This window comes from Acinetobacter towneri DSM 14962 = CIP 107472, assembly GCF_000368785.1.
GTDB classification, from domain to species: Bacteria; Pseudomonadota; Gammaproteobacteria; order Pseudomonadales; family Moraxellaceae; genus Acinetobacter; species Acinetobacter towneri.
In genome coordinates this window covers 575,947-587,353 of sequence record NZ_KB849688.1, presented here as the reverse complement: position 1 = coordinate 587,353, position 11,407 = coordinate 575,947, and the positions used below count along the sequence as shown (strand labels likewise).

Annotated in this window: 13 protein-coding genes and 2 rRNA genes; 6 read left to right on the top strand and 9 right to left on the bottom strand. The window is 43.0% G+C overall.

What is annotated here, in order from left to right:
* Together F947_RS04335 and rrf are read left to right on the top strand one after the other, a co-directional pair.
* A 23S ribosomal RNA gene (locus tag F947_RS04335) occupies window positions 1-2,234 on the top strand; the annotation flags it as partial.
* Between the two features lie 191 nt (window positions 2,235-2,425).
* Window positions 2,426-2,540: ribosomal RNA gene (gene rrf / locus F947_RS04330) — 5S ribosomal RNA — on the top strand.
* 139 nt (window positions 2,541-2,679) lie between these two features.
* Here the strand turns inward: rrf and F947_RS04325 are convergent.
* The 5 genes from F947_RS04325 to rplM all read right to left on the bottom strand — a co-directional run bounded on the left by F947_RS04325 (window position 2,680) and on the right by rplM (window position 5,516).
* Window positions 2,680-3,330, bottom strand: a complete 651-nt coding sequence (locus F947_RS04325; protein WP_004972488.1) for a hypothetical protein — start codon at window positions 3,328-3,330, stop codon at window positions 2,680-2,682.
* Between the two features lie 16 nt (window positions 3,331-3,346).
* Window positions 3,347-3,775 (bottom strand): ClpXP protease specificity-enhancing factor, encoded by a 429-nt coding sequence (locus F947_RS04320; protein ID WP_004972487.1) that lies wholly within the window; start codon window positions 3,773-3,775, stop codon window positions 3,347-3,349.
* 10 nt (window positions 3,776-3,785) lie between these two features.
* A complete protein-coding gene (locus F947_RS04315; protein ID WP_004972486.1) occupies window positions 3,786-4,439 on the bottom strand; it encodes a glutathione S-transferase N-terminal domain-containing protein in 654 nt (217 codons plus the stop codon).
* A gap of 249 nt (window positions 4,440-4,688) precedes the next feature.
* The gene (rpsI, locus tag F947_RS04310) at window positions 4,689-5,075 is read right to left on the bottom strand and encodes a 30S ribosomal protein S9 (protein WP_004972483.1); all 387 of its coding nucleotides are present in this window, start codon (window positions 5,073-5,075) and stop codon (window positions 4,689-4,691) included.
* A gap of 12 nt (window positions 5,076-5,087) precedes the next feature.
* Complete coding sequence (gene rplM, locus F947_RS04305; RefSeq protein ID WP_004909012.1) at window positions 5,088-5,516, bottom strand: 50S ribosomal protein L13; 429 nt, start codon at window positions 5,514-5,516, stop codon at window positions 5,088-5,090.
* Between the two features lie 265 nt (window positions 5,517-5,781).
* On the opposite strand from rplM, the gene F947_RS04300 reads away from it, so the two are divergent.
* The 4 genes from F947_RS04300 to F947_RS04285 all read left to right on the top strand — a co-directional run bounded on the left by F947_RS04300 (window position 5,782) and on the right by F947_RS04285 (window position 8,903).
* A complete protein-coding gene (locus F947_RS04300; RefSeq protein ID WP_004972480.1) occupies window positions 5,782-6,192 on the top strand; it encodes a hypothetical protein in 411 nt (136 codons plus the stop codon).
* Between the two features lie 62 nt (window positions 6,193-6,254).
* Window positions 6,255-7,223, top strand: a complete 969-nt coding sequence (gene pdxA / locus F947_RS04295; RefSeq protein WP_004972479.1) for a 4-hydroxythreonine-4-phosphate dehydrogenase PdxA — start codon at window positions 6,255-6,257, stop codon at window positions 7,221-7,223.
* A 19-nt stretch (window positions 7,224-7,242) separates the two neighbouring features.
* Window positions 7,243-8,055 (top strand): 16S rRNA (adenine(1518)-N(6)/adenine(1519)-N(6))-dimethyltransferase RsmA, encoded by an 813-nt coding sequence (gene rsmA / locus F947_RS04290; RefSeq protein WP_004972477.1) that lies wholly within the window; start codon window positions 7,243-7,245, stop codon window positions 8,053-8,055.
* Window positions 8,055-8,903, top strand: a complete 849-nt coding sequence (locus F947_RS04285) for a symmetrical bis(5'-nucleosyl)-tetraphosphatase (protein WP_004972476.1) — start codon at window positions 8,055-8,057, stop codon at window positions 8,901-8,903. Before rsmA ends, F947_RS04285 begins: the two co-directional genes overlap by 1 nt.
* An 83-nt stretch (window positions 8,904-8,986) precedes the next feature.
* Here F947_RS04285 and F947_RS04280 read toward each other — a convergent pair whose 3' ends face one another.
* The 4 genes from F947_RS04280 to F947_RS04265 form a co-directional block, all read right to left on the bottom strand.
* On the bottom strand, window positions 8,987-9,439 hold the full coding sequence (locus F947_RS04280; RefSeq protein ID WP_004972473.1) for a DUF2147 domain-containing protein: 453 nt from the start codon (window positions 9,437-9,439) through the stop codon (window positions 8,987-8,989).
* Between the two features lie 104 nt (window positions 9,440-9,543).
* On the bottom strand, window positions 9,544-9,990 hold the full coding sequence (locus F947_RS04275) for a DUF2147 domain-containing protein (protein WP_004972472.1): 447 nt from the start codon (window positions 9,988-9,990) through the stop codon (window positions 9,544-9,546).
* A gap of 201 nt (window positions 9,991-10,191) precedes the next feature.
* Window positions 10,192-10,638: a DUF2147 domain-containing protein gene (locus F947_RS04270; protein WP_004972470.1), complete on the bottom strand. Its 447-nt coding sequence runs from the start codon at window positions 10,636-10,638 to the stop codon at window positions 10,192-10,194.
* Between the two features lie 86 nt (window positions 10,639-10,724).
* Entirely contained in the window at window positions 10,725-11,399 is a 675-nt protein-coding gene (locus F947_RS04265) for an LrgB family protein (RefSeq protein WP_004972468.1), read from the bottom strand.
* Between the last annotated feature and the right edge of the window lie 8 nt (window positions 11,400-11,407).

Sequence of the window (11,407 nt, the reverse complement as noted above, 5' to 3'; positions counted from 1 at the left end):
AGACCCGAAACCGGGTGATCTATCCATGAGCAGGTTGAAGGTTGGGTAACACTAACTGGAGGACCGAACCCACTGTCGTTGAAAAGCCAGGGGATGACTTGTGGATAGGGGTGAAAGGCTAATCAAACTCGGTGATAGCTGGTTCTCCCCGAAAGCTATTTAGGTAGCGCCTCGGACGAATACCATTGGGGGTAGAGCACTGTTTCGGCTAGGGGGTCATCCCGACTTACCAAACCGATGCAAACTCCGAATACCTATGAGTACTATCCGGGAGACAGACTGCGGGTGCTAACGTCCGTAGTCAAGAGGAAAACAATCCAGACCGCCAGCTAAGGCCCCAAAATCATAGTTAAGTGGGAAACGATGTGGGAAGGCATAGACAGCTAGGAGGTTGGCTTAGAAGCAGCCACCCTTTAAAGAAAGCGTAATAGCTCACTAGTCGAGTCGGCCTGCGCGGAAGATGTAACGGGGCTAAAACTATGTGCCGAAGCTGCGGATTTGACATTAGTCAAGTGGTAGGGGAGCGTTCTGTAAGCCGAAGAAGGTGGATTGAGAAGTCTGCTGGAGGTATCAGAAGTGCGAATGCTGACGTGAGTAACGACAAAACGGGTGAAAAACCCGTTCGCTGAAAGACCAAGGGTTCCAGTCCAACGTTAATCGGGGCTGGGTGAGTCGACCCCTAAGGCGAGGCCGAGAGGCGTAGTCGATGGGAAATTGGTTAATATTCCAATACTTCAGTGTAATGCGATGAGAGGACGGAGAAGGTTAAGTCAGCCTGGCGTTGGTTGTCCAGGTGAAAGGAAGTAGGCATGCATCTTAGGCAAATCCGGGGTGCTCTATGCTGAGATCTGATAGCAAGCTGTACTTGTACAGTGAAGTGGCTGATACCCTGCTTCCAGGAAAAGTCTCTAAGCTTCAGTTACACTGGAATCGTACCCGAAACCGACACAGGTGGTCAGGTCGAGTAGACCAAAGCGCTTGAGAGAACTCTGCTGAAGGAACTAGGCAAAATGGTACCGTAACTTCGGGAGAAGGTACGCTGTTGATGGTGATAGGACTCGCTCCTTGAGCTGTCGACAGCCTCAGAAACCAGGCCGCTGCAACTGTTTATTAAAAACATAGCACTCTGCAAACACGAAAGTGGACGTATAGGGTGTGATGCCTGCCCGGTGCTGGAAGGTTAATTGATGGGGTTAGCGTAAGCGAAGCTCTTGATCGAAGCCCCAGTAAACGGCGGCCGTAACTATAACGGTCCTAAGGTAGCGAAATTCCTTGTCGGGTAAGTTCCGACCTGCACGAATGGCATAATGATGGCGGCGCTGTCTCCAGCAGAGGCTCAGTGAAATCGAATTCGCCGTGAAGATGCGGTGTACCCGCGGCTAGACGGAAAGACCCCGTGAACCTTTACTGCAGCTTGACATTGAACTTTGACCTTACTTGTGTAGGATAGGTGGGAGGCTTTGAAGATGGGACGCCAGTTCCATTGGAGCCATCCTTGAAATACCACCCTGGTAATGTTGAGGTTCTAACTCTGCCCCGTAATCCGGGGCGAGGACCATGTCTGGTGGGTAGTTTGACTGGGGCGGTCTCCTCCTAAAGAGTAACGGAGGAGTACGAAGGTGCGCTCAGCGTGGTCGGAAATCACGCGTAGAGTATAAAGGCAAAAGCGCGCTTAACTGCGAGACCCACAAGTCGAGCAGGTACGAAAGTAGGTCTTAGTGATCCGGTGGTTCTGTATGGAAGGGCCATCGCTCAACGGATAAAAGGTACTCTGGGGATAACAGGCTGATACCGCCCAAGAGTTCATATCGACGGCGGTGTTTGGCACCTCGATGTCGGCTCATCTCATCCTGGGGCTGAAGCAGGTCCCAAGGGTATGGCTGTTCGCCATTTAAAGAGGTACGCGAGCTGGGTTTAGAACGTCGTGAGACAGTTCGGTCCCTATCTACCGTGGGCGCTGGAAATTTGAGAGGATCTGCTCCTAGTACGAGAGGACCAGAGTGGACGAACCTCTGGTGTACCGGTTGTGACGCCAGTCGCATCGCCGGGTAGCTATGTTCGGAAGGGATAACCGCTGAAAGCATCTAAGCGGGAAGCCTACCTCAAGATAAGATTTCCCCGAGGCTTTATGCCTCCTAAAGAGCCGTTGAAGACTACGACGTTGATAGGTTGGATGTGGAAGCATAGCGATATGTGAAGCTGACCAATACTAATTGCTCGTGAGGCTTGACTATACAACACCCAAACAGTTGGGGTTGTATGCTCAATCGATTCAAATCCAATCAGTCAATTCAGACTGATCTTGATTTAGTTAACGCTAAACAATAAAATTCAGACCCAATACAGCCCAATCTGTTACAGATTCGGAAAACGCAGTGCATCACCATCGTGAATAAGACCAATGCAAGTCTCCGTAAACAGTTGTGCTGGCGACCATAGCAAGAGTGAACCACCTGATCCCTTACCGAACTCAGAAGTGAAACCTCTTCGCGCTGATGGTAGTGTGGGGTTACCCATGTGAGAGTAAGTCATCGCCAGCTCATTATTCTAAACACCCTCAACTAGCGTTGGGGGTGTTTTTTTATGTAGAAAAGAAAATATTAAAAACTATAAAAAGTGAAGGCAAAATAAAACCATCAGATGATGATGGTTTTATTACGGCTTAGATAGAAGATTGATTTAAGCGAATAATTGAGTAACGGAACACCATAGAATTGCTAAAATCGCAATCGCAACGATAGGTTCTAGTACTTTAGACCAAGTGGGTACAATTGCTTCTACAGGCTCAATATTTTGATGATCATCGTGGGTATGTTGTTGTACCATTTGATTAAACTCCTTCATTGATGCCTCTAATGATAGCTCTTCTTGAGGAATTGGTTTAGAACCTTTTAACTCTATTAGATCGTTTGTTGACCAAACCCAATCATCCGCTTGACCAGATAAATGTTCAATTTGACCTAGCAATAATTCACCTAGACCTTTATTGCCAAAATTACCGGTTTGATCCAATTGCTTGAGCTCTGTGAGTTGTAAGGCTAAGACTTCACTAATATTCTGTTCAAGCTCAGTTTTGGAGAGAGGTGACTGATTGTGTGGAGATGTGGTGAGTCGACGTGCAATTTCCTGAATATATAATTCATCTTGATGATCAATTTCTTGATAAAGTTTTTGGTTGTCTTCTCGCCACAGACTGACCAGTTTGCCTAAGCTCAGCGCATTGATTTCTTGAATATATTGGTCGCGATCAACAGCATTATATTGTTTCAAAAGCGAGGGCTTTTGAAGTTTAATCTGCGCTGCAAAATATTGTACTAAATCAAAAGCCATTCACTACTCCATTGTTTTAATCTAATAATCTAAGGCTTGGTTTTTTCTTAGTTTGTTCGGTTTTTTCTTCAGTCTTTGATTCTAAAGCATCTTGATCATTTTGGATATGTGCATACTCACTTGGATCAAAGAATAAGCCTTGTCCATTCTCTCTTGCATAGATACCTACGACGGCATTCATAGGTACATATAAGTCGCGTGATACGCCACCAAAGCGTGCAGAGAAGGTGATTGCATCATTGCTCATGTGTAAGGCATGCACTGCATGTGGAACGATATTTAGGACAATCTGACCATCCTGAATAAATTGTTCAGGAACAAGCGTATTCGGCTGTGTAGCATCGACCAATAAATGTGGTGTGAGTTGGTTATCACAAATCCATTCATAAATTGCGCGGGCTAAATAAGGACGGGTTGGACTTAAATTGATTTCAGATTCAGACATAATATGCTCTTTAAGTATGAATTAAAAATTCTTGATAGCGATTTTTTTCTTGCAAAGTCATTGCTTGAGTGAAGGCAGGGCGTGAAAAAATCCGCTGACAATACAGGAAAATTGGACGACAGTGTTGTTGGGGTAATTCTATGCCCATGGCTTTTAGCCGTATAAATAAAGGTGCCAGCATGCAATCTAAAATACTGAAATTTTCTGACATGAAATAAGGATAATGCTGAAATAATGGTGTCAGTGAAATGAGTGTATCACGTAATTTTTTTTGTGCAGCGCGCTGTGTTGTGTAATCTAAGCTATCAGGATGACGTAGCATCTGATCGGCAAGTTTGAACCAGTCTTGTTCAAAGCGCCAAATATATTGTCTTTGTTCTGCACGTGGCATAGGTGCATCTGCATAGAGTTTATTTTGTCGATAACGATCATCCAGATATTCGGAAATAATCGCAGTATTAAAGAGTTTTAAATCGTTTTCTAGCAGCATTGGAAGTTGATTATACGGATTCAGGCTTGCAAGATCTTCATCTTCATAATCGACCAAAATCAGTTGATATTTGATTTGTTTTTCGGCCAGAACGTAACGAATCCAATGTGAGCGAAAGTCGTCCGCATGACTGTAGAGGGTAATGCCTTGTAAGGGTGCGTTCTCGACTGACATAATCCGAAATAAAACCAAATTAATAGAATAGGATACTAAACTTAGCCACTAAAATCACCCAGCAAAGCTGATAAAAGTGTATGAGATATTTGTTGATTGGTTTTCAATTTTTGGACTGTATTGAATTTTGATTTTTGGTGTATGTGAATCCGAATTGTTTATCTGGCTTAAAATGCTCAGCTCGTTGATTTGCATAAAAAAAGCCTTGGAAAATCCAAGGCTTTTTTTGTGTCCGATTCGGTAAACGAATTAACGTTTAGAGAATTGTGGACGTTTACGAGCTTTACGTAAACCAAGTTTCTTACGTTCAACTTCACGAGCATCACGAGTAACGAAACCAGCTTGACGAAGAGCAGGTTTTAAAGTGTCGTCAGATGCGATCAATGCACGAGTAATACCGTGACGGATTGCACCAGCTTGACCACCAATACCACCACCAGCAACAGTGATGTAAAGGTCATATTTTTCAGTAGCTTCAAGAAGCTCTAATGGTTGACGTACGATCATACGAGCAGTTTCACGACCGAAATATTGCTCAAGAGTACGGTTGTTAATTACGAGTTTACCTGTACCAGCTGATAAGAAAACACGTGCAGTTGCGGTCTTACGGCGACCTGTACCATAGTTAGTAGCCATGTGCTGTATCCCTTAGATGTCCAAAACTTGTGGCTGTTGAGCTGTGTGAGGATGCTCAGCACCAGCGTACACTTTCATTTTCTTGATCATAGCATAACCAAGAGGACCTTTTGGCAACATGCCTTTTACAGCGCGTTGGAAGATTTCTTCTGGTTTGTGAGCAACTAATTTCTCGAAATTAGTTTCACGGATACCACCAGGGAAACCAGTGTGGCGATAGTATTTCTTGTCAAGTGATTTGTTACCAGTCACTTGAACTTGCTCAGCATTGATGACAACGATGTAGTCGCCAGTGTCAACGTGAGGAGTATAAGAAGTTTTGTGCTTACCGCGTAAACGACGAGCGATTTCTGTCGCAAGGCGACCTAGAGTTTTGCCAGAAGCATCAACAACGTACCAGTCGTGTTGAACTTCAGCTGGCTTAGCGCTGAGAGTTTTCATTAAACCACTACCTATTATAGTTGGTTTGGACTATGGAAGCTGTCCAAACAAAAAGGAGTCCGAATTCTACCTGAGAATGGGTAGAACTACAATGGAAAAGTCACATTTTAAGCGCTATATTTTATCAAGTTTGGTTATAAAAGCAAAATCACCTCTAGCGACCATTTCACGACAGTAAAAATCAGGTATTGATCTTCTTTATCTAGTGCTGTTTTAGCTTTTTCTGTATGGTCACAGCTAATAATAATGATGAGGACGGATCACTATGTCTGATGATTTAGAACGCGTCGCTACAACGACAAAAGCATTAACGACAGAAGCATTAAAGCCGAAACCAAATAAACTGCTAAAATTTATAGCAGGTTTTTTCATCACATTAATTGCTCTGTATGAACTGGCATTTTTGTTGGTAGGTGCAGCTTATGGTACTGATGTATTTGCTTTTATCTTAATCTATTCTGTATTTATGCACATCACCTTGCTCCCTTTTATGCTATATGGCATCGGTGGCTTCATCATGTTGAGTCTATCTGATCAAAACTATCGAGCAGTCACTCAACAAGCGCCCAAAATACTATTTATAGGTTTGTTGTTATGTATGGTCGTGATTGGCATTTCGGAATGGGCGCATCAGATGGGCATCTTAGATAGCCGATTTAGATTAGATTGGAGATAAAACAATTTTGCTCAGGATGGCGCTATAATTCAGCTACACCTAGCTATAGTGGATGAAGCTGCATGCGCCCTTTATATGTCACCAGTGGTGAACCTGCAGGTATTGGACCTGATATTTGTCTAAGTCTGGCAGCTCGACAAGATGAGCGTCCAATTGTGGTATTGGCAGATCATCAATTATTACAACAACGCACCGAAATTCTAAAGCAACAAGTCGAATTGATTGAATATTCAGGTCAGCAACAGCCTGCAGCGCTTGGGCAGTTATATGTTGAGCATGTGCCTTTGGCTGTAGATGTTGAGTTGGGGCATTTAAATGCACAAAATGCAGCTTACGTTTTGGAGCAATTACGTCGCTCAGCTTCTTATGCAATGACAGGTAAGAGTGTGGGCGTGGCGACAGCACCCGTGCAAAAATCTATTATTAATGAAGCTGGTATTTCTTTTAGTGGGCACACTGAATATTATCAGGAGTTTGCAGGTGTTGCGCGTGTGGTGATGATGTTAGCCACCAAAACCTTACGCGTTGCCTTGGCGACCACGCATTTACCTTTACGTGCCGTGGCAGATGCCATTACCAAAACACGTTTAGAACAAGTAATTGATATTTTGCTGCACGATCTAAAAAGCAAGTTTAAAATTGAACATCCTAAAGTATTGGTCTGTGGTTTGAACCCACATGCGGGCGAAGATGGGTATTTAGGCATGGAAGAAATTGAGGTGATTAATCCTGTGCTGCAAAATTACCGTAATCGCGGTGAAAATCTCAGTTTAAGTTTACCTGCAGATACTTTATTTACCCCAGAAAATTTAAAAGATGCCGATGCAGTTTTAGCGATGTATCACGATCAGGGTTTACCTGTGTTAAAATCTCAGGGCTTTGGTGAAGCAATCAATATTACTTTAGGCTTACCGTTTATTCGCACTTCAGTCGATCACGGCACAGCGCTCTCCCTCGCAGGTACGGGACTTGCGAAAAGTTCTAGCTTGCATGTTGCTGTCGATTTAGCGCTGGATTTAGCACGTTCATAATTTCAGCTTGGAAATCTTTATGTATCAAATTAATGCCCTAAACCCAAAAGATGAAGGGCATCAGGCTCGTAAACGCTTTGGTCAAAACTTTTTGCATGATCAACGCGTGATTGCCAAAATTGTCCGCTCAGTGAACCCACGTCCAGGCGATAATATTGTCGAGATTGGACCGGGTTTAGCGGCATTGACCTCACCTTTAATTGGTGAGTGTGATGCTTTGACTGTAGTGGAATTAGACCGTGATTTGGCCGCAGGCTTACCGGGACGTGTGCCACATCCTGAGCGTTTAACTATTGTAGAAAGTGACGCGCTGAAATATGACTTTACCGAGTTATTTCAGGAAGGGCGCCCGCTACGTGTGGTTGGAAACTTGCCGTATAACATTTCGACGCCGCTTTTGTTTCATCTCTTAGAGTTTGGTGACAAAGTTAAAGACATGCACTTTATGCTGCAAAAAGAAGTGGTAGATCGTATCACGGCTGAACCGAATACCAAAGAATATGGGCGTTTATCGGTGATGATGCAGTATTACTGTAAGCCAACCTTCTTGTTTGAAGTACCGCCTGGCGCATTTAATCCACCGCCTAAAGTGACTTCTGCAGTATTCCGTTTAGAGCCTTATGTGACTAAACCGATTATTGCCAAAGATGAAAAAGCATTGGCACGTTTGGTGGCGCATGTATTTACCCAACGTCGTAAAACATTGCGCAATAGCTTAAAAGGCATGTTGGCTGAAGATGCGTTTGAACGTGCAGGGGTAGACCCAATGGCACGTCCTGAAACTTTAAGTTTGAGTGCATTTGTCGCATTGGCAGATCAGATGGTGAATTAATGGCAGCAATTCGATACAACTATGTCATTGGTGATGTGCAGGGCTGCTTTGAAGCCTTAAAACTGTTATTAAAAGAAATACAGTTCGATCCCGATCAAGATTTTATTTGGTTTGCAGGCGATTTAGTTGCGCGGGGTGAAAACTCGGTAAGTGCTTTGCGTTTTATTAAAAAACTGGTAGATCGTGGCGTTGCAGCAACGGTGTTAGGCAATCACGATTTAACCTTGTTGGCAGGCGCACGTGGCTTAAAGAAAATCAAAGCACAAGACAACACTCGTGATGTGATTGATGCAATTGACAGTGATGATTTGATTGATTGGTTGCGTAAACAACCATTGTGTCTTTTTCCTAATGAAAACACCATTTTAACTCATGCAGGTATTCCACATATTTGGAATGCGGAACAAACCGCAGCTTTGGCAAAAGAAGTTGAGGCGGTGATTGGGCATGAGGACTTTGAGGTAGTGGATGCATTCTTAAAGGAAATGTATGGGGCAGAACCTGCAGTTTGGTCGGATGATTTAGAGGGGCATGCGCGTTTACGTTGTATTACCAACTATTTGACCCGTATGCGTTTAGCCAATGCACAGGGTGGTTTGGAATTCAGCTTTAAAGATGCCTTAGATGATCCGATGCCAGAAGGTTTTAAACCGTGGTTTGAATATCCATCTTTAGCTGCGCAAACACATCAAATCGTATTTGGTCATTGGGCAGCATTGCAGGGACAAACGGTAGCCGACAATATTCAAAATGTGGATGGCGGTTGTGTGTGGGGCAATCAGCTTGTAGCTTATCGTTTGGAAGATCAGCAATTGTTTGCAGTGGATAATCCGCTGGCAGAATGGTAATAACATTCATCTTTAAAATTTAAAAATGTGATGATGAAATGAAAATAGCCACCTATTGAGGTGGCTATTTTTTATCTTGAATTTTATTGAATTCGAATCCAAGTTTGACTGCGACCTAGTGTAGATACACCCATATAAGCACGTAAAGTTAAACGTTTACCTGTTGAGTTGAGGCGAATTTTTGCATCGTAAATACGACCTGCCAATGGATCAATTACGCGTCCTTTTTCGTAATTGTTGCTGTTTTTGACTTGTTGTAAGCCTTTTAAAATATCCATCCCTAAAATAGGTTGGTCGGTATAAGGCGCAGGGCATTTATTACAAAGTTCACGTGGGGTATAACCCGGACGCGGGGTTACTTTCACAATTTTACCCGTATAGGTTTGATTGGCTTCTTTACGAATTTCGATGACAGCTTTGGGTGAGCCTGTTTTATCATCAATTTGTTGCCAAGTTCCTGCTAAATCTTGTGCCATCGCCAAAGTGCTTAGACTGCCGAAGATGACGGCTATTCCTAAAGCCAATTTCTGAATCATTTTATTTCCCTTACTCGGTCTTTGCGGCTAGTCTAATCTGTGAATTAACGGACACAAAGTCCCGAGTATCCAGAAAAAATGACCGATGAGACACAATTACTCGCTTATTGTTGGCGAATCCACGTTTGTGTCCGACCAATGGCTGAAATTCCGACGTAACCACGTAAAGTGAGACGTTTATTATTAGATGCTAAACGACCTTTCAGGCTATACATTTTGCCTGTAAGTGGATCTAAAATACGCCCATCGGCATAGTTGTTATTTTCCACATGCTTTAAGCCACTAATAATTTCCAAACCGACCAAAGGTTTGTTGGTATAAGGTGCAGGGCAATTCACACACATAGTTTTTGGGGTATAGCCCGGTCTTGGTGTGACTTTGATAATTTTACCAGTAAAGCTGCCATTTTCAGCTTGGGTAATTTCAATCAGGGCTTTGGGTGAACCTGTTTTGTCATCAATACTTTGCCAGATACCTGTTAGGTCTGCAGCAAATGCTGAACCACTGAAGATTAAGCTTGCAAATACACCCATCAATACATTTTTCTTCATATCAGTTCCTTTGATTGTCGAAAGTTATTACAGAGGTTAATTCAAGATATAAAGCGAGTTGTGGTAAGAGTCAAGAGATTTGAGGAAGTTTTTAATCTTAAACTTGCAGGGAAAATGCTGGAAAAGATGTGAAAAATGCCACGAACGTGTGGCATTTTAAGTGAAAAGTGAATTAATTAAGTTGATGGAATAACTTATAAATTAATCACTTTTAATCCAAGTTTGGCTGCGACCTAAAGCCGATACACCGACATAACCGCGCATGGTCAAACGCTTACCATTATTGCTCAATTTGGCTTTGGTGCTGTAAATATTGCCGCTTAAAGGGTCAATAATTTTCCCGTCTGTGAAATTGGAATTACCTGTATATTTTAAGCCAGTGAGTACATCCATACCTAAAATCGGTTGGTTGGTATAAGGCGCAGGGCAGTTGACACAGGTTTCTCTTGGTGTGTAACCTGGGCGTGGCGTCACTTTAACGATTTTAGCGGTATAGCTACCATTGCTTTCCTGACGAATTTCTAAAATGGCTTTAGATGAACCCGTTTTATCGTCAATGTTTTTCCAAGTTCCTGTAATATCTTGAGCCAGCGCAAAACTACCTAAGGCTGAGCAGATTAAGGCAACGGTGAGTTTCATCTTGACCATGTTCAATGTTCCTTCATTTCGCAAACTGGATATTTCATAATAAAAAGAAAGTGAAATGGTCACAATCTTTAAAAGTGATTGCTCAGTCACATTCTTTGTAAATACAGTATAAATGTTGGCAGCCAAACTGCGGTAAAGACTGCATTGACTGCCATGCCAAAGGCAGCATAACGTCCTGCAACACTGCCACGTTGCCATGCTTGAGCAGTACCAATGGCATGTGCAGCTAAGCCAAGTGCCAAACCTGAAGCACGTTCATCATTGATATGCCTTAAAATAAGTGGTGAAAAAGCAGCACCCACGACACCTGATAAAATTACAATTAATACTGCCAATTGAATCGGTGCTTCTAATAAGGTTGCGATATTAATCGCAATCGGCGTGGTCACTGCACGGGTGGCAAATGCCATAATATCGGCACTGGACATATGTAGCGCATAAGCAAGCCCCATCGGCAGCGCCACAGCACTAAGACTGGCAAAGAACAAAATACCTAAAATCGCTTTGAGGGGTAAATCGTCATAACGCATGGCTGCTAGAGGAATGGCGAGTGCAACTGTCACATAGCCCAATAATTGATTAAACAAAGGGTTGGTTTGTGCGACGTAAGTTTCGTATGGAATCCCGAAAAAATACAACAGTAGCAACACAAAACACATGCCAAAGACAATCACAGGGATTTGCGGGACTTTTTGGTTGCAAGGTTTTGCCAGTAAATATGCAACGAGAGTGATTAAAAAACCATATAGAATTGACAGCATTTTAATCT